Annotated in this window: 17 protein-coding genes and 2 pseudogenes; 7 read left to right on the top strand and 12 right to left on the bottom strand. The window is 61.7% G+C overall.

Translation table 11 applies throughout. From position 1 onward, the window contains the following. The 7 genes from codA to ACUN0G_RS24770 form a co-directional block, all read right to left on the bottom strand. Positions 1-1,236, bottom strand: a complete 1,236-nt coding sequence (gene codA / locus ACUN0G_RS24740; protein WP_421523144.1) for a cytosine deaminase — start codon at positions 1,234-1,236, stop codon at positions 1-3. A 27-nt stretch (positions 1,237-1,263) separates the two neighbouring features. Beyond that, the gene (locus tag ACUN0G_RS24745) at positions 1,264-2,481 is read right to left on the bottom strand and encodes a PucR family transcriptional regulator (RefSeq protein ID WP_445574544.1); all 1,218 of its coding nucleotides are present in this window, start codon (positions 2,479-2,481) and stop codon (positions 1,264-1,266) included. Further along, on the bottom strand, positions 2,478-3,746 hold the full coding sequence (gene codB / locus ACUN0G_RS24750) for a cytosine permease (protein WP_445574545.1): 1,269 nt from the start codon (positions 3,744-3,746) through the stop codon (positions 2,478-2,480). The genes ACUN0G_RS24745 and codB overlap by 4 nt, the downstream gene beginning before the upstream one ends. Before the next feature lie 202 nt (positions 3,747-3,948). Further along, complete coding sequence (locus ACUN0G_RS24755) at positions 3,949-4,572, bottom strand: NUDIX hydrolase (protein ID WP_445574546.1); 624 nt, start codon at positions 4,570-4,572, stop codon at positions 3,949-3,951. A gap of 10 nt (positions 4,573-4,582) precedes the next feature. Next, positions 4,583-5,035 carry a GNAT family N-acetyltransferase gene (locus ACUN0G_RS24760; protein ID WP_445574547.1) on the bottom strand — a complete coding sequence of 151 codons (453 nt, stop codon included), beginning with the start codon at positions 5,033-5,035 and terminating at the stop codon, positions 4,583-4,585. A 93-nt stretch (positions 5,036-5,128) separates the two neighbouring features. Then, positions 5,129-5,485, bottom strand: coding sequence for a 6-carboxytetrahydropterin synthase QueD (gene queD / locus ACUN0G_RS24765; RefSeq protein WP_003190259.1), 357 nt, complete (start codon positions 5,483-5,485; stop codon positions 5,129-5,131). Between the two features lie 180 nt (positions 5,486-5,665). Continuing rightward, on the bottom strand, positions 5,666-6,745 hold the full coding sequence (locus ACUN0G_RS24770) for a patatin-like phospholipase family protein (protein ID WP_421523140.1): 1,080 nt from the start codon (positions 6,743-6,745) through the stop codon (positions 5,666-5,668). A 159-nt stretch (positions 6,746-6,904) separates the two neighbouring features. On the opposite strand from ACUN0G_RS24770, the gene ACUN0G_RS24775 reads away from it, so the two are divergent. The 4 genes from ACUN0G_RS24775 to ACUN0G_RS24790 are packed head-to-tail and all read left to right on the top strand — an operon-like array spanning position 6,905 to position 9,517. Continuing rightward, positions 6,905-7,213 (top strand): PepSY domain-containing protein, encoded by a 309-nt coding sequence (locus ACUN0G_RS24775; protein ID WP_008432789.1) that lies wholly within the window; start codon positions 6,905-6,907, stop codon positions 7,211-7,213. Beyond that, positions 7,213-7,536, top strand: a complete 324-nt coding sequence (locus ACUN0G_RS24780; RefSeq protein ID WP_177029077.1) for a PepSY domain-containing protein — start codon at positions 7,213-7,215, stop codon at positions 7,534-7,536. The genes ACUN0G_RS24775 and ACUN0G_RS24780 overlap by 1 nt, the downstream gene beginning before the upstream one ends. After that, positions 7,536-8,204, top strand: coding sequence for a response regulator transcription factor (locus tag ACUN0G_RS24785; protein WP_076016748.1), 669 nt, complete (start codon positions 7,536-7,538; stop codon positions 8,202-8,204). The genes ACUN0G_RS24780 and ACUN0G_RS24785 overlap by 1 nt, the downstream gene beginning before the upstream one ends. Continuing rightward, on the top strand, positions 8,201-9,517 hold the full coding sequence (locus ACUN0G_RS24790; RefSeq protein WP_421523138.1) for a sensor histidine kinase: 1,317 nt from the start codon (positions 8,201-8,203) through the stop codon (positions 9,515-9,517). The genes ACUN0G_RS24785 and ACUN0G_RS24790 overlap by 4 nt, the downstream gene beginning before the upstream one ends. A gap of 136 nt (positions 9,518-9,653) precedes the next feature. On the opposite strand, the gene ACUN0G_RS24795 is transcribed toward ACUN0G_RS24790, so the two are convergent. After that, positions 9,654-10,409 carry a methyl-accepting chemotaxis protein gene (locus ACUN0G_RS24795; protein ID WP_375378937.1) on the bottom strand — a complete coding sequence of 252 codons (756 nt, stop codon included), beginning with the start codon at positions 10,407-10,409 and terminating at the stop codon, positions 9,654-9,656. 102 nt (positions 10,410-10,511) lie between these two features. After that, positions 10,512-11,801 (bottom strand): annotated as a pseudogene (locus tag ACUN0G_RS24800) (HAMP domain-containing protein); the annotation flags it as partial. 373 nt (positions 11,802-12,174) lie between these two features. On the opposite strand from ACUN0G_RS24800, the gene ACUN0G_RS24805 reads away from it, so the two are divergent. The 3 genes and pseudogenes from ACUN0G_RS24805 to ACUN0G_RS24815 all read left to right on the top strand — a co-directional run bounded on the left by ACUN0G_RS24805 (position 12,175) and on the right by ACUN0G_RS24815 (position 15,244). Then, positions 12,175-13,494, top strand: coding sequence for a Na+/H+ antiporter family protein (locus ACUN0G_RS24805; protein WP_167410187.1), 1,320 nt, complete (start codon positions 12,175-12,177; stop codon positions 13,492-13,494). A gap of 70 nt (positions 13,495-13,564) precedes the next feature. Further along, positions 13,565-14,386 (top strand): annotated as a pseudogene (locus tag ACUN0G_RS24810) (cache domain-containing protein); the annotation flags it as partial. 102 nt (positions 14,387-14,488) lie between these two features. Then, positions 14,489-15,244 carry a methyl-accepting chemotaxis protein gene (locus ACUN0G_RS24815; RefSeq protein ID WP_375140068.1) on the top strand — a complete coding sequence of 252 codons (756 nt, stop codon included), beginning with the start codon at positions 14,489-14,491 and terminating at the stop codon, positions 15,242-15,244. Positions 15,245-15,303: 59 nt separating this feature from the next. On the opposite strand, the gene ACUN0G_RS24820 is transcribed toward ACUN0G_RS24815, so the two are convergent. The 3 genes from ACUN0G_RS24820 to nuoM form a co-directional block, all read right to left on the bottom strand. Further along, entirely contained in the window at positions 15,304-15,618 is a 315-nt protein-coding gene (locus tag ACUN0G_RS24820) for a helix-turn-helix domain-containing protein (protein WP_445574548.1), read from the bottom strand. A 263-nt stretch (positions 15,619-15,881) separates the two neighbouring features. Further along, positions 15,882-17,345, bottom strand: a complete 1,464-nt coding sequence (gene nuoN / locus ACUN0G_RS24825) for an NADH-quinone oxidoreductase subunit NuoN (RefSeq protein ID WP_017476148.1) — start codon at positions 17,343-17,345, stop codon at positions 15,882-15,884. Positions 17,346-17,352: 7 nt separating this feature from the next. Further along, positions 17,353-18,885 (bottom strand): NADH-quinone oxidoreductase subunit M, encoded by a 1,533-nt coding sequence (gene nuoM / locus ACUN0G_RS24830; protein WP_076016753.1) that lies wholly within the window; start codon positions 18,883-18,885, stop codon positions 17,353-17,355. Between the last annotated feature and the right edge of the window lie 47 nt (positions 18,886-18,932).

Here is an 18,932-nt window from a genome sequence, read left to right on the forward strand (position 1 = left end):
CTACAAAAACTCCACCTGCGCCGGCCGGCGTTTCATCAACACCTTGCCTCCACGAATCGAATACAACGGCAACCCCTGGCTGCGAATCACTTCATAGTCGCTGTCCGCAGACAGGATCAACAGGTTCGCCGGACGCCCTGGCTCCAGGCCATAACGATTCCCGAGGGCCATGGCCTTGGCGCTGTTATCGGTGACGAGGTCGAGGGCGCTTTGCAGGGTGCGGTAGCCAAGCATGTGGCAGATATGCAGCCCGGCTTCCAGCACCCGCAAAATATTGCCGTTACCCAATGGATACCAAGGGTCGACGATGGAGTCCTGGCCGAAGCAGACGTTCATGCCGGCCTCCAGCAGTTCGTTGACCCGGGTCACGCCGCGGCGTTTGGGGAAGGTGTCGAAGCGGCCCTGCAGGTGGATGCTTTCGGTGGGGCAGGAGACGAAGCTGATGCCCGAATGACCCAGCAGGCGGAAGAGCTTGGCGCAGTAGGCATTGTCGTAAGAGCCCATGGCCGTGGTGTGGCTGGCGGTCACGCGGGCGCCCATGTCGCGGCTGCGGGCCTCTTCGGCCAGCACTTCGAGGAAGCGCGAATGTGGGTCGTCGGTTTCGTCGCAGTGCACGTCTACCAGGCAACCGGTGCGCTCGGCCAGGTCCATCAGGAACTTCACCGAACTCACTCCCTGGTCTCGGGTGTATTCAAAGTGCGGGATGCCCCCGATCACGTCGGCGCCCAGGCGAATGGCTTCTTCCATCAACTCGCGGCCATTGCGGTAGGACTCGATGCCTTCCTGGGGGAAGGCGACGATTTGCAGGTCGATCAGGTGGCCGCTTTCCTCGCGCACTTCGAGCATGGCCTTGAGCGCGGTGAGGTCCGGATCGGTGACGTCGACATGGGTGCGCACATGCTGGATGCCATGGGCGGCCAGGGTCTGGATGGTTTTTTTGGCACGGGTCTTGGTGTCTTCCTGGGTGATGGTGGCCTTGCGTTCACCCCAGCACTCGATGCCTTCAAACAGTGTGCCGCTCATGTTCCAACGCGGCTCGCCGGCGGTCAGGGTGGCGTCGAGGTGAATGTGCGGCTCGACGAAGGGCGGTACCACCAGGTTGCCGGCGGCGTCCAGGTCGTCGGGGCCTGCAGTGGGGGCCGCGCCTTGTTGGGTGATGCTGGCGATCCGGCCGTGTTCCAGGTGCAGATCATGCAGGCCTTCACGGTTGCGCAGGCGGGCGTTGATGATGTGCATGGGCAAGTTCCTCTTGGCAAAAAACAGTCAGGCAGACAGCCGCCAGATCATCAGCGCGATGCCGATGTCCAGGCGGTCATAAGCATTGTCCAGCGTCAGCCCGCACAGGGCTTCGATGCGCTGGACGCGGTGCGTCAGGGTGTTACGGTGAACCGCCAGCCGCTGGGCGGCGGCCACAAGGTTACCATTCTCGTGGAACCAGGCCTCCAGGGTCGGCATCAGGCTTGGGCCGTGGTGCAGGTCGTGCCGCAGCAGCGGCCCCAGGCGTTCGTTGAGAAACTGGTCGAGCAGGGCGCGATCACGTACGCCGCTGAGCAATTTGAGTACCCCCAACTCGTCGTAGACACACAGCCCGGCGCGCTCACTGAACCGTCGTGCAGCGGCCAACGCCTGGCGCGCCTCGTCCAGGGCCTGGGCCAGTCGCGCGGGAGGGTGCGCGGCAGCACTCAGGCCGATAAACAGTTTCAACGGTGCCAGGCGCAGGTTCAGTGCTTTCAACCAACCGGCCAACAACTGGCGGTTGGCCAATGCCGCACCCGCGTCCATCGCCGGCAACAGCAACGTCCATTGTCCGGCACGCCCCAGCACAGGTAAACGCGAGGAGTGCTGCGCCGGAAACTGGCGCAAACGTCGGGAAATGGCATCGTGCTGACGGGCAAGCTGTGCCTCCACCTCTGGCGCTTCGCCCTGGGCAAACAGCGCGTCGCTGCCGTCCAGTTGCAGCTGGACGAGCTGCCAATGTCCGGCCAACGGCATGCCCAACTGCGCGGCGCGGTGCAACAGCAAATCCAGGGATTGGTAATCACCGGCCAGCAAGCGTTCCAATACATCATGTCGCGAGCGCCCCAGCTGTTGCGACTGGATCAACGCCGAGCCGATGGCCTGGGTCACCAGCACCATCTTCAACGAGTACGGCTGTTCGATCAGCGGCATGCCCGCCTCTTGCGCCGCTTCCAGCAAACGCTGGGGAATTGCCTGGATATAGTCCGGCCCTGTGAGGATCACCAGGCCGGCGACCTGGCGCTGACAGGCTTCGTCCAGCAGCACCAACAGGTTGGCCTCGTCCCGCGGGTGATTGATGCCGGTGACAAACACCAGTTCGCCGCCCAACACCCATTCTGCAATGCCACTGTTTTCCGCGACGTAGGGCCAGCGCACCGTGTTCTCCAGGCCGGCTTCCCCGGCCCGCAGGCACATCGACTCAAGGCCAGGCAAGGCCAGCACATCGGCTATCGTCAGGCTCATGCCCGCACGTCAGCCAAGGGCGCCCGCACGCGCAGGACGCTGGTCAGCACGATGTAGGTCAGCGACGCCGCCACAATCCCCACCAACGGCGCCACCCAAGGTGAATAAAACGCCAGCATCGTACCCACGGCGTAAGCGATCAGCCCCGGCCAGTTGAAAGCGGGCAGCCGCGTATCGGCCAGGCGCGGATAGTGGCCGCGATAGCGATAGAAGAAGTCCGCCATGATCACCCCGCCAATCGGTGGTATTACCGTGCCCAGCAGGATCAGGTAGGGCACCAGCATGTCGTACATGCCCAGCAGTGCCAGCAGAGTACCGATCACCGCGCCGGCCAGAGTCACCGTTTTGCGGCGCTTGGTGCGCAGCAGGTTGCAGCCGGCAACGGCGAAGTTGTAGATGGTATTGTCCTGGGTGCTCCAGATGTTCAGCAGCAACATTGCCATGGCTGCCATGGCAAAGCCTTGCAGCAGCAACACTTCGACCACGTCGGGCTGCTGGTAGACGATGGCGCCGTAGGCACCAATCAACACCATCAAGCCGTTGCCGATAAAGAAGCCGATCAGGCTGGCGAGCACCGCGACCTTGGCCGAGCGCGAGAACCGCGTCCAGTTGGTGGCCTGGGTCGCGCCGCTGACGAAGGTGCCGAACACCAGCGTGATAGCGGTGGACATATCCAGTTCACCGGTAGGTACCACGGCCAGCAGCCCGTCCAACCCGCCGACTTTTACCGTGGCGACCCACATCGACAGGCACAGCAAAATGCCCATGGCCGGCACGGCGATGTAGGACAGAATCTCCAGCCCGCGATAGCCCACGTAGGCCGTCGCGCAGAACACCATGCCGAACAACACCATCAACCCCAGTACGCTGCCCTGGCTCAACTCGAAATACTTGCCCAGTACCACGGCAGCGGTGGCGGTGCCCCAGGCGTACCAGCCGATCTGGGTGAATCCGAGGATCAAGTCGCTCAGCTTGCTGCCCACTTCACCGAAGCAAAAACGCCCCATCAGCACCGAGTTCAAACCGCTCTTGAACGCGATATAACCCAAGCCTGCGGCGTAGATACCCAACAGCAGGTTACCCAGGGCCACGACGCCGAGCATCTGGGTAAAGCTGAAGGCCACCCCCAGCTTGCCGCCGGCGAACATGGTCGCGGTAAAAAAGGTAAAGCCCAGCAATACCATGGCGGTGGAGGCCAGGCCTTTGCGGGCATGCATGGGCACCTCGCTGAGAGGGTAGTCATTGCCCGGTTCGTTCTGCGTCATATGCCGTTCTCCCTGAATGAGTGACGCAGGCCTATTGCACCCGTCGTGCCAAGTGCAAGGCAGTGACGGGCGCACGGTCAGTACTGTGCAGGTTGCACAGTATTTATAGCCAAACAGGGGCAGCGGGCAGGAGGTATTGGTCTTTCTGCCCAGTCAGGCGCGAAAGCAGTGCAGGGGTGATACAAATTGGATCACCGGTTATTCAATCGAACAGGGTGTGAGTGATCTCCCCGCGATGAAAGGCGAAGGCGGCCTCAAGGTCGCTTTCAATCGTGCGGCCCCGGGATAACGGGGGCAGGTCGTCGAGGCTGAAGAACCCGACTTCCGTGGTTTCGAAACCGGCCATCGGCGCCAGTTGATCGACCCGTTCGCACAGAAAGTAGAGTTTGTAGAAGTCGCGGATATCCGGCCGGTACAAGCCTTTGGCCTTGTGGGTGACGCTGTACAGCGCCCGGGCGGTGACCGTCAGGCCGGCCTCTTCGCGGATTTCCTTGACGATGTTTTCAGCCGCCGACAGGCCAATATCCGCATAACCACCAGGCAAGGCCCAGCAGCCATCCGTCAGCTCTCGCACCAACAGTATCCGGTCGCCGTCAATCACCGCGCCCCGCACATCGATCATGGGCGTTGAATAGCGCCTGGCAAAATCCGGCACCAGCCCGGTGATGCGCTCCAGCGGCACTTCGCCCAACTGCGCCAGCATGCTGTGGGCGATCTGCGCGATTTCTTCAAGGCGCTCGCGCTCGAAGTCATCGGTGCAGAAGTGCAGCCCCGTGGAGGCCAATGCTTGCAGGCGCTTGGCCTGGGCCAGCCAGGTGTTTTCCATGGGAGCTCCTTCAGTGCGACGGGTTAAGGTCTTTTTGCATATAAACCCGGCGCAGGCCGTGTTCCTCGGCGCGATGGGTTTCCACATAGCCTTTGCGGGTGTACAGCGCGATGTTTTCGCTCATCGCCTCATTCGTGTAGAGACGGATGGGGCCCTGCCTGGCTTGGCTTTCCGTGAACGCCAGCAATAAACGGCCGTAACCCAAACCCTGGGCGCCGGGGTCGACGGCCAGGTTGTCCAGCAGCAGGTACTTCTCGTGATGGATCAGCACGACAAAGCCGTGCACCTGGCCTGTGTGCTCCAGCACATGTACGCGTCCGGCGGCAACTTGCTGGCGATAGTCATCCAGCATCGGCCCTGGCTTGCGCCCGATTCGTTCGATGTACGGGGAGTAGGCGGCGTGGACGATGGCCTCGATGGCGCAGGTATCGTCAACGGTGGCGGGGCGGATAAGGGGTGGCATCGCAGCATGCGCCTTCTGTGCAAGAGGCCCTGACTGTAAGGGACTCACCGGCATAAAAAAACCACCGCAAGGGTGGTTTTTTACATCGCCGGCTTACTCGCCGCGATAGATGCAGCCGCTGGTGCAGGTCTCATGGATGCGAATCGCGCTGAGTTCCGGCAACAACGGTTTCAGTTCATTCCAGATCCACTTGGCCAGCACTTCGCTGGTGGGGTTTTCAAGGCCCGGAATGTCATTGAGGTAGTTGTGATCGAGGCGTTCGTAGAGCGGCTTGAAAATCGCCTTGATCTCCGAGAAGTCACGGATCCAGCCGGTATGCGGGTCGAGGTCGCCGCTGAGGTGGATCGCCACCTTGAACGAATGGCCATGCAGGCGCCCGCATTTGTGGCCTTCCGGAACGTGGGGCAGGCGGTGGGCGGACTCGAAGGTAAACTCTTTGAAGATTTCCACTGGGTTTTTCAGCTCGGTGAGGTGTCTGGCAGGCGGCGAGTTTAACAGTTTGTCGCGGCCGCGCGCATACCGCGTAGCAGCTGTCGAGCCTTGGCGAGGCTGCGTTTGCGGTTTGTCTGGCAAACCGAGGGGCTGCCGACGCAGCCTCGCTTGGGCTCTACAGCTGCTACGGAGAGGGCGCTAGAGGGCCAGCAGGCGTTCGCCCAATTGGCCGGTGTCGGCCAGTTGCAGAAACTCGTCCCCCAGCCGCTGGCTTTCGCTCATCGCGGTTTGCCAGTATTTGTTGCGGCCCGGGTCGTCGCCCATGAAGCGCTTGAAGTCGCTGCGGTCTGGCAGTTTGCCGTGGGGCAGGCGGGCCAGGTATTCCTTCGACGGTGCTAGCAGTAATACATCCTGCAGTCCCTGTTGATTCGCGCGGCGCCACGGCAAGCCCTTGTCGAACCAGCCGGGAATGACCCGGTCGGTGAAATGCGGGTACAGCACGATGTCATCGCCGTGGTAGGGCAGGTCGAGGTGATAGTCCAGCAGGCCGCCATCGCGATAGGTGCCAGCACCGGCGCCCGGCAGGTCGCGCACGCCTTGCATCACCATGGGGATCGAACCCGACGCCAGCAACGCCTGGCGCAGGTTGCCCAGTTCCAGATTCAGGAACCTCGAGGGGAAATCCTCGAGCGCATGCAGCGGAGGCGCCTGGCGTGGGTCGTGGACGATCAGCCGTTCGAAGTGCCGGGACAAGCGTGCGCGGCTCCGCAGGTTGTCGGCGATCACCGATGACAGCCCCAGACCAAGGCGACCGCGATGATCGTCCGCCAGCAGGCCGTGGCTTTTGACCACCATGATGTTCAGCCGGTAGTTCGGGTTATCAAGCACCCGGGCATCACGGCCGGCCAGCAAATCATCGAGCATGCGCACGCAACTCTGGCTGACTTCGGCCATGGTCACGCCTTTGGCAAAGCGCTGTTCGTTGTACAGCCGGCCCAGGTCGAGCAGGCCTTGCACCGGGTCGGGCAGGCACGCACTGGCAAACCGCCAGGAGCCAATCGAGGCGCCGATCAGCGAGCGTTCCCGTGGCGCGCGTGGCAGCCAGTCGCCGAACAGCGCCAGGTCCAGACCCTGGATGCCGAGGGCCTTGGGGCCGCCAGCGGCGCCGGGAAGAATGCCGACATCCGCAGGCGCAAGCCCCTGCTCACGAATGCGTGCGAAGGCGCGTTTACCGGCCTTGAGGGTCAAGGCGGGGAACTTCATGTGGATAGCAGTCATACCGGTCTCATTTACCGCGAGCAGGGCAGTATAGAAAATCTTGCGCGGTTGCAGGCAAAGGTATTGCGCAGAATTGCCATGGTGGCAATTCAGTTTCAGTTAAGTTGGGTCCAGTACCGTGAGCCCCGTAGGCAAAATATCCTGAAACGGAGACTCACCATGAAAACCCTCACAGCCTTGATCGCCAGCAGTATCATCGCCCTCACCGCTGGCGTCGCCCAGGCTCGCGACCTGGGGCCGGACGAAGCACTGAAGTTGCGCGACGCTGGTACCATTGTGTCTTTCGAGAAGCTCAACGCTATCGCACTGGCCAAACATCCCGGTGCCACCGTGCATGAAACCGAGCTTGAAGAGGAATACGGCAAGTACCTTTATCAGGTTGAACTGCGCGATGCCCAAGGCGTTGAGTGGGACCTGGAACTGGACGCCGTCACCGGCGCCGTCCTCAAGGATCATCAGGATACGTAATGAAGGTAAATCTACGCACCAGCGTTCAAGTGGCGCTGGTGCTCCTGGCATTTTGCTCAGGCCTGGCCGCTCGGGATCTGGGCCAGGATGAAGCGCTGCGCCTGCGCCAGAAGGGCGTGATCGCGCCGCTTGAGCATCTGCTGGGCCCGGCATTCGAGCGCTACCCGGGCGCCAAACTGCTGGATGCCGAGCTTGAAGAGCACGAGGATCGCCCTGTGCGGTTTATCTATGAAATCGAACTGTTGACGGTGGAAGGCGTGGTGCGCGAGATCGAACTCGACGCCAACACCGGTCAACTGCTCAAAGACAAGGAAGACGACTGATGCGCCTGCTTCTGGTGGAAGACCACGTACCCCTGGCCGATGAGCTGATGGCTGGGCTCAATCGCCAGGGCTATGCCGTGGACTGGCTGGCAGACGGGCGCGACGCGGTGTATCAGGGGCGCAGCGAACCCTACGACCTGATCATTCTTGACCTCGGCCTGCCGGGTTTGCCCGGGCTTGAAGTGTTAACGCAGTGGCGTGCCGCCGGCCTGGCCACGCCGGTGCTGATCCTCACCGCTCGCGACTCGTGGGCCGAGCGTATCGAAGGGCTCAAGGCGGGCGCCGACGATTACCTGAGCAAACCCTTTCACCCCGAAGAGCTGCACCTGCGTGTTCAGGCCTTGCTGCGCCGTTCCCATGGCCAGGCCAATCAGCCCACCTTGCAGGCTGCCGGTTTGCACCTGGATGAGGGCCGCCAGTGTGTGATGCGCGATGGCGAGGAGATCCAGCTGACGGCCGCCGAGTTTCGGCTGCTGCGCTATTTCATGCTGCACCCCGAACAAATCCTTTCGAAAAGCCATTTGGCCGAACATTTATATGATGGCGAGACTGAGCGTGATTCCAATGTGCTGGAGGTCCACGTCAATCACCTGCGCCGCAAGTTGGGCCGCAGCGTGATCGAGACCCGGCGCGGCCAGGGTTACCGTTTCGGCGCCAGCCCTGCATGAAGTCGATCCAGCGGCGCCTGAGCCTTGGGCTGATCAGCGTAATGGTGATCGTCGGTCTGGTGCTGGCGCAGACCAGCCTGTGGCTGTTCGAAATGGGCCTGCAACGCTACCTGGAATCGGGCTTGCGCAACGACAGCGAAAACCTGCTGGTGGCGTTGGTGCGCGGGCCCGTGGGCGTGCAGCTGGATGAACAGCGGCTGTCTCCCGCCTATCAACGGCCGTTTTCCGGGCACTATTTCCGTATCGATTTTGCCGACACCCATTGGCGTTCCCGCTCGTTATGGGACCAGGAACTGCCACAACTTCCCCAAGCCGGGCTCAAGGGCAACCTGCAATTGGGGCCGGAAGGCCAGCAGTTGCTGGTTCTGCGTTCGGACTACAAGCGTTTTGGCCAATCGATTTCCATCAGCGTGGCCCAGGACTACACCCCGGTCAGGGAAAGCTTTCGCCTGATGCGCCAGATTGGTCTGGTGCTGGGACTGGCGGCGCTGTTGCTGATCCTGCTCCTGCAACGGGTCACCGTGCGTCGCGCCTTGCGCCCGCTGGAGACCGCGCGCAACCAGATCGCGCAACTGCAGCAGGGGCAGCGCTCGCAACTGGACACCCAGGTGCCGGTAGAGCTGGAACCGCTGGTGGCGCAGATCAACCACTTGCTGGCCCACACCGAAGACAGCCTCAAGCGTTCGCGCAATGCCCTGGGCAATCTTGGCCATGCCTTGAAAACCCCACTGGCGGTGTTGCTGAGCGTGGCATCCAGCGAACAACTCAAGGACCATCCGCAACTGAGCAAGCTGCTGCGCGAACAGCTGGAGCAGGTGCAACAACGGCTTAATCGCGAACTCAATCGTGCGCGCCTGGCCGGCGAGACGCTGCCCGGTGCCCTGTTTGACTGCGATGGCGAACTGCCGGGGTTGCTGGCGACCTTGAACATGATCCATGGCGAACACCTGGATTTGAGTTACCGCGTACCGCCTGGTTTGCAGTTGCCGTGGGACCGCGAAGACCTGCTGGAGTTGTTGGGCAACTTGCTGGACAACGCCTGTAAATGGGCGGACGCGGAGATTGTGTTGAGCATCGGCGAAACCCCGGAAGGCTTTCGTCTGGTGGTCGAAGATGACGGGCCGGGGATTCCCGAGAGCCAGCGCGACCAGGTGTTCAGCCGCGGCACACGGTTGGATGAGCAGACTGACGGCCACGGCCTTGGGCTGGGGATCGTGCGGGATATCGTCGACGTGTGGGGCGGGGTGCTTCTGTTGCAGGAGAGCGAGCTGGGCGGGTTAAAGGTCGTTATCGACCTGCCACGGCGCCATTGAAAACAAACCGTAGCAGCTGTCGAGCCTTGGCGAGGCTGCGTTGGCGGTGTGTCAGGTATACCGCCAACGCAGCCTCGCCGAGGCTCGACAGCTGCTACGGATACTCGGGCTTGTCGCCAGAGTATCCCGCGGCTCATCAAACCTTGAACTGATCCATCAAGCTCTGCTGCTGATTCGCCAAGCTGTTCAACGCCTGGCTGACCCGCGCCGACTCATTCGCCTGCTCGGACAACGACTCCGTCACATCCCGAATCGTCGCCACGTTGTTGTTGATCTCCTCGGCCACCGCGCTTTGCTCTTCGGCGGCGCTGGCAATCTGCAGGTTCATGTCGCTGATCACCGTCACCGCATCGCCGATCTGGCGCAAGGCGGTCACGGCCTGGCCCACTTGTTCGACGCTGCCCTGGGCCTGGCGATGGCTGTTGCTCATGGAACCGACCACTTCCTGAGTACCGCTTTGCAGTTGCTCGATTACCAGGCGGGTTTCTTCAACCGACTCCTGGGTACGTTGCGCCAGGTTGCGCACTTCATCGGCGACCACCGCAAAACCACGACCGGCTTCACCCGCACGGGCGGCTTCGATGGCGGCGTTCAGCGCCAGCAGGTTGGTCTGCTCGGCAATCGCACGAATCACTTCCAGTACTGAACCGATCTTCTCGCTGTTGGCGGCCAGGCCTTCCACCTGGGTCATTGCGGTGCTCATGTCCGCGGCCAAATGGCCGATGCTGGTGGTGGTGCGGTCGATTACGGTCAAACCTTCACGGGTGGCCTGATCGGCATCGCGGGCGGCCTGGGCGGCTTGCGCTGCACTGCGGGCAACGTCCTGAGCGGTGGCGCTCATCTCGTGGGAGGCGGTGGCCACCTGGTCGACCTGGCGGTATTGCTGCTCCATGCCGGCACTGGTTTCAGTGGCAATCGCCGCCGACTGGTCGGCCGTGCCACGGGCGTCCTGCACCGAGCGTTTGACCTGGGCAATGATCGGCTGCAGCTTGTCGAGGAAACGGTTGAACCAGCCGGCCAGCTCGCCGAGTTCGTCATGCTTGTCGTAGGCCAGGCGCCGGGTCAGGTCGCCTTCGCCACTGGCGATGTCTTCCAGCATACGCGCCACGCCGAGGATCGGGCGCGTCACGCTGCGGGCCATCAGCCACACCAGCAACAGGCCAATTATTGCTGCCAGCAGGCCCAGGCTCAGTTCCAGCAGGGTGCCTTTCGCATTGTCGGCATCCAGTTTGGACTTCAGGGCTTCAGCCGGAGCCACCAGGACTTTTTCCGGTACATCCAGCAGAACGCCCCACGGCTTGCCATCGGGGATCGGCTGGAACGGCGCCAGCACCTTGAGTTGATGGTCGGTGCGCACGCTGCGGGTCTGGGTGCTGGTGGAAAGCGAACTGATCAATTGCGCGCCGTTGGCCGTGTCGACGGCGTCCAGGCGCTGGCTGAGTTTGCCGGCGTCCGGGCTGTAGCCGGCCAGCAGGCCCACCGGGCTGATGATGCTGACGCTGGTCTGGCCGTCATAGAGTTTCTGGCTGGCGCCCTGGCTGACGGCTTGCAGGCTGTTGAGGTTGATGTCCACCGACAGCGAGGCGATGACTTTGCCGTTGACCATCAGCGGGAAGACGATACTGGTCATCAGCACCTTTTGCCCGTCGATCACATAGAAGTAGGGTTCGATCACGCACGGCTTGAGGGTGGTGCGCGGGCAGGTGAACCAGGCGTTGGCTTTTTCGCCGCTGGGTCCGACGCTGGTGTCGGACATGTCGCTTTCGGGCAGCGACATCGACGTCAGTTTGCCCGCAGTCGGCTGGGACCAGTACAGCGCAAAACGGCCTTTGTCGTTGCTGCCCAGCTCTTGCTGGTTGGCGAACAACTCGTCCTTGCCATCCAGTGCGTTGGCCTCGAACACCAGGGACAAGCCCAGCAGTTCCGGATTGGCTTGCAGCGCGGCCTTGACCTGGCGGGTCAGGTCTTCGCGCAGGTCGAAGGCATCCAGGAAGCGTTTCTCGGCCTGTTCGCGCAGGAACAGCACCTGCCGGGAAAAGCCGTGGCCGTATTGATAGGCGTCCATGAACTGCTGGCGAATGCCCAATGCCTGGACTTCACCCTGGGCTTCAATGCGCGCCTGGGCGGCTTCGTCGAGCATTTCCATACTGGAAGCCTTGACCAGGTCGGAGCTCTGCGCCATGCGGTACAGCGAGAGACCTACCAGCAAGGTCACGATGCCCAGCAGGCAAAGACCTGCCAGCAGGGTAATTTTCCATTGAATGGACAGCTGTCTGAGCGACATGGAGCCTTCCTTAACTTTCGATACGACAGAGACGATCTGCCTGTATCGGCCGCTCGGGAATTTTCTTTATTCAAACGATCAATTTAAACCTGTTTGTGTGGCGAGGGGGCTTGTCCCCCGTTGGGCTGCGTAGCGGCCCCAAGAAAAGCGGGAGCGCTGCGCACTCCAACGGGGGACAAGCCCCCTCGCCACAGACAAATCCCCTAACCACTGACAAACCTTCTCCCCACTTTTTTGACAAGGCAGGCCGGGTGCTGCAAAGTGCGCGCCCTCTAATAAAACTCCCTTAAAACCTGGTTTGCGGCAGCCGTTCCCGACAGCAGCCCGGGCAGGTGTGTGCTTTTTTTAGTTTTTCTGTCTTGAGGTAACGATGATTAATGCAGTAATCGCCGCGGTCGGCACGATGCTGGTGCTCAGCCTGTCCCGCGTGCATGTGGTGATCGCGATCATTGTCGGCGCCCTGGTGGGTGGCCTGACCGGCGGCCTGGGCATCGATGCAACGCTCAAGGCGTTCAACAGCGGGCTGGGTGGCGGTGCGACGGTGGCGTTGTCCTACGCGTTGCTTGGCGCGTTCGCCGTGGCGATTGCCAAATCCGGCCTGGCCCATGCGCTGGCGGACAAGGCCCTGTTGCTGGTGGATCGCCAGGAAGCCACGGGCGGCAGTCACGTTAAATGGCTGTTGATCGGCCTGCTCTGGGTAGTCGCGATTGCCTCGCAAAACATCCTGCCGATCCACATCGCGTTTATCCCGTTGCTGGTACCGCCGCTTTTATATGTGCTGACCAAGCTGCAGCTGGACCGTCGGCTGATCGCCTGCGTCATGACCTTCGGCCTGATCACGCCCTACATGTTTCTGCCGGTGGGCTTCGGCAATATCTTCCTGAATCAGATCCTGCTGGCCAATGTGGCCAAGAGCGGCGTCGACATCAGCCACGTCAACGTCACCCATGCCATGGGCCTCCCGGCGCTGGGCATGGTGGTCGGCCTGCTGGTGGCGGTGTTTATCAGCTACCGCAAGAAGCGCGTGTACGACCTGGAGAAAATCGAGCGGGTCGAGCAGGTGGCGGTGCAGTACAACCCGCTGACCCTGCTGGTGGCCGGCCTGGCGATTGCGGCGGCGTTCATTATCCAGCTGTGGCTGGACTCGATGATCATCGGCGCCCTGGCCGGGTTCCTGATCTTTTCGGTGTCGGGCATCGTGCGCTGGCGCGACACCGATGACCTGTTCACCGAAGGCATGAAGATGATGGCGATGATCGGTTTCATCATGATCGCCTCGTCGGGCTTTGCCGAAGTGCTGAAGGCCACCGGCGAAGTGCAGACACTGGTGCAAGCCTCGGCGGCGTTTATCGGCCATAGCCGCGGTGTGGGCGCGCTGCTGATGCTGCTGGTGGGGTTGCTGGTGACCATGGGTATTGGCTCGTCGTTTTCCACGGTGCCGATCCTCGCAGCGATCTTTGTGCCGCTGTGCGTACAGCTGGGCTTCAGCCCGTTGGCCATCGTGTGCATCGTCGGCACGGCCGGGGCATTGGGTGATGCCGGCTCACCGGCGTCGGACTCCACCCTGGGCCCGACTTCGGGTTTGAACATCGACGGCCAGCATCACCATATCTGGGACACCGTGGTGCCGACGTTCCTGCACTACAACATTCCGCTGCTGGCGTTTGGCTGGTTTGCCGCGATGACGCTCTGACGGGATTGTCCTACAGATTTATTGTAACTAGCCGTTAACCTCTTAAGTTGTCCCTTAAGAGAGAAGAGCCATGCGTCTGAGTCTAAAGGCCAAAGTACTGTCCCTTGCTGTCCTGCCCGTGTTGTTGTTTGCCGTGATCATCAGCCTGACCACGGTCTGGATCCTCCGGGAGCAGGCTCGTAACGAGGTTGAAGAAACCCGTCAGAACCTGCTCAACGACGCCAAGACCACCTTGCGCGGTTACGTCGAGGTGGCCATGACCACCATCAAGCCGCTGTACGACGCTGCCGCCCAGGGCGACACGGCGGCGCGGGCGCAGGTGGTCAAGCTGCTGTCCAACACCAGCTATGGCAAGGACGGTTATTTCTTCGGCTACGACTCCGAGACCATTCGCCTGTTCAAGGGCAACAGCCCGGACGGCGTCGGCAAAAGCTTCAAGGACAACCGCGACCCGAATGGCGTCTACGTCAACCGTGACCTGGTGAAAGTCGGCAAGGACGGCACTCACTACCTGCAATACAGCTCGACGCAGCCCGGCCAGACCGAACTGGTGCCCAAGCTCGGCTACACCGAATACCTGCCCAAATGGGACATGGTGATTGGTACGTCGGTGAACCTGGACGGTATCGATGCACAGGTCGCCGAGGTTCAGGCCAAGGTCGAGAAGCGCATGGAAGGCGTGGTGCTGAGTATTATCGGGATTGCCGTGGTAGTGCTGTTGGTGATCGCCGCCGTGGGCATGCTGGTGGCCAATACCATCCTGCGACCGCTGCACCTGATGAAGATCAACCTCGACGACATCGCGGCCGGTGAGGGTGACCTGACCCGCCGCCTGGCCATCACCAGCCAGGATGAGCTGGGGGAACTGGCCGGTTCGTTCAACCGCTTTGTCGACAAGATCCACGGCCTGGTGCGGCAGATTACCGAAATGACCTCCCAGCTTACCGGCCTGGTGAGCCAGGTGGCCGAGCAAGCCAATCGCTCGGAAAAAGCCATGGAGCGCCAGCGTCACGAGACGGACCAGGTGGCTACCGCGATCAACGAAATGTCTTCTGCTGCCCACGAAGTAGCGCGCAGTGCTCAAGGCGCAGCGGTGGCGGCACAGCAAACTGACGCCGAAGGCCAGGCTGCGAAAAAAGTCGTGGACGGCAGCATCGCGCAGATTCACGCGCTGGTGAACGACATCCGCAGCAGCGGCGTGTCCCTGGACAGCTTGCAGCAGGATGTGTCGTCGATTGTCAGCGTGCTTGGCGTGATCCGCTCGATTGCCGAGCAGACCAACTTGCTCGCCCTCAACGCCGCCATTGAAGCCGCGCGGGCAGGGGAGGCCGGTCGTGGTTTTGCCGTGGTCGCCGACGAAGTACGGGCGTTGGCCAGCCGCACCCAGCAAAGCACCCAGGAAATCCAGGGCATGATCGACCGCCTGCAAAAAGGCACCGAAGCCGCCGTGGAGTCCATGCGCCGCTCCAGCGATGCCGGCGACGGCACGTCCGCCCAGGCCAACGAAGCCGGTGCGTCCCTGGACACCATGGCGCAGTTGATCGGCACCATCAACTCGATGAACGCGCAGATCGCCAGCGCGGCGGAAGAACAAACCGCCGTGGCCGAAGAGATCAACCGCAGCGTGCATCAGATTGCGGTGGCGGTGGATACGGTTGCCGATGAAACCCAACAGGGCGCCCAGACCTCCCGCAGCCTGGCGGACCTGGGGCAGCGGTTGGGGCAGTTGGTGGGGCAGTTCAGGATTTGATTGCAGGCTTGAGCCATCGGCAACGTCCCGTTGCCGACGGGCTTGGCTGGATTGATCGATCAGGTCAACAGCGCCAAACGTTCCACCGTCTCCGGAAACTTCGACACCAGCCGAATCAAGGTTGCCGCCTGAGCATTGGGTGTGGCCCGGCCTTGCTCCCAATTTTCCAGGGTCCGGGTGTTGGTGCGCAGGTACATCGCAAACACCGAGCGCGACAGATTGAGTTGTTGACGCACAGCGACTACTTCGTCGGCAGTGAGCGGTGCCAGCTTGCTCAACTGCACCTTGTGGCTGCGCAGCGTTACCTTGCCTTCTCGTTCATCTGCCAGCGCGTCGAGGCCTTCGACCAGTTCGGAAAAGATGTCACGTTTCATGGGTATGCCTACGTAGATTGCGTATAGTCCGGCAACTCTACGGTGGCGCTTGAGAGGGCGATATCAGTAGAGATTGTGTGTGGGGTCAGACAACTCCGCCGTTTCTGTAGGAGCGAGCTTGCTCGCGAAAAACTGAAAAGCGCTGCGTTGTTTCAGATACCCCGCGTCATCGTTAACGACCATCGCGAGCAAGCTTGCTCCTACAGTGGAAAGCAAAACGGCGCCCTAAGGCGCCGTTTTGCTTGCTGCGTTTAACTAAGCGATCAACCCGCCATCACCGCATGCTGCACCAGGGTGAGCAAGGGTTGTGGGTACACACCCAGGAAGAACGCCAGCAGGGCGATTGCCAGCAGCATCACGCCGCCGGCTTTCTGTTCCCAGTGCAACTCGGCGTCCACACGGCGCAGGTTTGGCTCGATCAGGTACAAGGTCACCATCACGCGCAGGTAGTAGAAAACGCCGATGGCGCTGCCCAGTACCAAGGAAGCAACCAGCCACCATTCGTGCGCTTCAACACCGGTGGCCACGATGTAGAACTTGCCGATGAAGCCAGCGGTCAGCGGGATACCGGCCAGGGACAGCATCATCACGGTCAGCACGGCAGTCAGGTACGGACGGCGCCAGAACAGGCCGCGGTATTCGTACAGGGCGTCCGCGTCACGGCCTTTGTAAGGCGAGGACATCAGGGTGATCACACCGAAGGCACCGAGGCTGGTGATCACGTAGGTGACCAGGTACACGCCGATGGCCTCCATCGCCAGGCCCTTGCTCGCCACCAGGGCGATCAGCAGGTAACCGAAGTGCGCGATGGACGAATAACCCAGCAGACGCTTGAGGTTGTTCTGGGTCAGCGCCAACAGGTTACCGAACAGGATCGAGGCAATGGCGATGATGGTCAGCACGTTGCTGAGTACACCGGTGTTGGCCGCAGGGGAGATCTGGAACAGACGCACCATCACCGCAAACACCGCGACTTTCGACGCGGTCGCCAGGAACGCGGCTACCGGCGCCGGGGCGCCTTCGTACACGTCCGGGGTCCACAGGTGGAATGGCACCAGCGACAGTTTGAACGCCAGGCCGATCAGCATCATGGCCAGGCCCAGTTGGGCGATTGGCGCAGGGCTGCCGGAAGCTGCCAGAGCGTGACCGATACCGCTGAAGCTCAGGCTGCCGGCTTCTGCGTAGAGCAGGGCCATACCGAACAACAGGAACGCGGAACCGGCGGCCGACAGCACCATGTACTTGATGCCGGCTTCCAGGGAGCGCTTGTTGAAGAAGGCATACGCCACCAGGCCGTAGACCGGGATCGACAGCAGTTCCAGGCCGATGAACAAGCCGGCCAGGTGCTGCGCGCTGACCAGCACGATACCGCCGGTTGCAGCCAGCAGGATCAGCAGGTACAGCTCTTCGCGGTTGCCCGGGTAACCCGTGCCGCCTTCGCCGAGGTAGGCGTGGGCGAGGGTGACGCAGGCCAGGGTGGCCACGAGGATCAACGCGATATACAGCAGCGCGAAGTCATCGACCATCAACAGCGGCGTGACCGCCAGCGGTGCGACCTTGAGTGCCGGGATAATCGACAGCAAGGCCAGGTTCAAACCTGCCACGGAAATCAGGAAGGTCTGTGAGTGGTTGCGGCGCCATGCGATCGCCAGCATCACCACCACAACGGTGAGGCTGGAGATCAGCAGCGGCGCAAGCGCGATAAAGTGTTGGATCGTGAATTCCATAGCGCTCTTACCGGGCCGAAGCGAGTTGAGTGAAGGCGGTGCTGAACCATTGCTGCACGCCATGCATCGTTGCGGCAGAGGTATCCAGGAACGGTTGCGGGTACACGCCGATAAAGATCAGCAGTACCGCAAGGCCGAGCACCATGATCAGTTCGCGACCGTCCATGCCGTGCAGCACGGTGTCGGACTTGGCCGGACCGAAGTACGCGCGGTGGATCATGATCAGCGAGTAGACCGAACCGAACACCAGGCCGGAGGTAGCGATTGCGCTGATCCACGGTGTATGCACGAAGGCACCCATCAGGATCAGGAACTCGCCGATGAAGTTACCGGTACCCGGCAAGCCCAGGGACGCGGCGGCGAAGAACAGGCTGATGGCCGGCAGGTAGGCGATACGCGACCACACGCCACCCATCTCACGCATGTCACGGGTGTGCAGGCGCTCGTACAGCTGGCCACTGAGGATAAACAGTGCCGCTGCCGACACACCGTGCGCCAGCATCTGAATCACCGCGCCTTGCAGCGCCAGTTGGCTGCCGGAGTAGATGCCGATCAGTACGAAACCCATGTGGGAAACGGACGAGAAGGCAATCAGACGCTTGATGTCGGTTTGGGCGAAGGCCAGGAACGCACCGTAGAAGATCCCGATCAGACCGAGGGTCATGGCGATCGGCGCAAACTCGGCCGAGGCATTCGGGAACAGCGGCAGGGCGAAACGCAGCAGGCCGTAGGCCGCCGTCTTCAACAGGATACCGGCCAGGTCCACAGAACCTGCGGTCGGCGCCTGGGCGTGAGCGTCAGGCAACCAGGAGTGGAACGGCACCACCGGCAGCTTCACCGCGAACGCGATGAAGAAGCCCAGCATCAGGATGTACTCGGTGGTCAGGGACATCTTGGTTTTCAACAGGTCGGCGTAGTTGAACGTGATCACGCCCGTGCTGTTGAAGTTGACCAGTACCAGACCCAGGATCGCCACCAACATGATCAGGCCGGAAGCCTGGGTGAAGATGAAGAACTTGGTCGCCGCGTAGATCCGGGTTTTCTTGCCGTCCGAAGAGCTGTGACCCCAGAGCGCGATGAGGAAGTACATCGGCACCAGCATCATTTCCCAGAAGAAGAAGAACATGAACAGGTCGAGGGCGAGGAACACGCCGACAACACCGCCCAGGATCCACATCAGGTTCAGGTGGAAGAAGCCCACGTGACGCTGGATTTCTTTCCAGGAGCAGAGTACCGAGAGGATACCCAGCAGGCCGGTCAGCAGGATCATCAGTAGCGACAGGCCGTCGAGGGCCAGGTGCACGTTGATGCCGAAGCGCTGGATCCACACGTGCTTGAATTCAAGCGCGAAGGTTGGATCGACACCCGGTGCCGGAGCAAATGAATAGTCACCGTGGGCCCACAGCCAGAGGCCGAGCGCGAGTTCCAGGGACATGGTCAGCAACGCAATCCAGCGGGGGAGGGTGGCGCCGAAGCGTTCACCCATCCAGCAGAGCAGGCCGCCGATAAAAGGGATCAGGATTAGCCAGGGCAGAATCATGACGGGCTCGTTTCCTTTCGCAAGTTCGCAAAGTTCGCAATGTGCAT

This window comes from Pseudomonas sp. 32A, from assembly GCF_052682255.1.

What these genes read in the sequence shown, in the direction of transcription:
- codA (WP_421523144.1), bottom strand. Translation starts at nt 1,236, where the DNA reads ATGCACATCATCAACGCCCGCCTGCGCAACCGTGAAGGCCTGCATGAT.
- ACUN0G_RS24745 (WP_445574544.1), bottom strand. Translation starts at nt 2,481, where the DNA reads ATGAGCCTGACGATAGCCGATGTGCTGGCCTTGCCTGGCCTTGAGTCG.
- codB (WP_445574545.1), bottom strand. Translation starts at nt 3,746, where the DNA reads ATGACGCAGAACGAACCGGGCAATGACTACCCTCTCAGCGAGGTGCCC.
- ACUN0G_RS24755 (WP_445574546.1), bottom strand. Translation starts at nt 4,572, where the DNA reads ATGGAAAACACCTGGCTGGCCCAGGCCAAGCGCCTGCAAGCATTGGCC.
- ACUN0G_RS24760 (WP_445574547.1), bottom strand. Translation starts at nt 5,035, where the DNA reads ATGCCACCCCTTATCCGCCCCGCCACCGTTGACGATACCTGCGCCATC.
- ACUN0G_RS24770 (WP_421523140.1), bottom strand. Translation starts at nt 6,745, where the DNA reads ATGACTGCTATCCACATGAAGTTCCCCGCCTTGACCCTCAAGGCCGGT.
- ACUN0G_RS24775 (WP_008432789.1), top strand. Translation starts at nt 6,905, where the DNA reads ATGAAAACCCTCACAGCCTTGATCGCCAGCAGTATCATCGCCCTCACC.
- ACUN0G_RS24780 (WP_177029077.1), top strand. Translation starts at nt 7,213, where the DNA reads ATGAAGGTAAATCTACGCACCAGCGTTCAAGTGGCGCTGGTGCTCCTG.
- ACUN0G_RS24785 (WP_076016748.1), top strand. Translation starts at nt 7,536, where the DNA reads ATGCGCCTGCTTCTGGTGGAAGACCACGTACCCCTGGCCGATGAGCTG.
- ACUN0G_RS24790 (WP_421523138.1), top strand. Translation starts at nt 8,201, where the DNA reads ATGAAGTCGATCCAGCGGCGCCTGAGCCTTGGGCTGATCAGCGTAATG.
- ACUN0G_RS24795 (WP_375378937.1), bottom strand. Translation starts at nt 10,409, where the DNA reads ATGGAGCAGCAATACCGCCAGGTCGACCAGGTGGCCACCGCCTCCCAC.
- ACUN0G_RS24815 (WP_375140068.1), top strand. Translation starts at nt 14,489, where the DNA reads ATGGAGCGCCAGCGTCACGAGACGGACCAGGTGGCTACCGCGATCAAC.
- ACUN0G_RS24820 (WP_445574548.1), bottom strand. Translation starts at nt 15,618, where the DNA reads ATGAAACGTGACATCTTTTCCGAACTGGTCGAAGGCCTCGACGCGCTG.
- nuoN (WP_017476148.1), bottom strand. Translation starts at nt 17,345, where the DNA reads ATGGAATTCACGATCCAACACTTTATCGCGCTTGCGCCGCTGCTGATC.
- nuoM (WP_076016753.1), bottom strand. Translation starts at nt 18,885, where the DNA reads ATGATTCTGCCCTGGCTAATCCTGATCCCTTTTATCGGCGGCCTGCTC.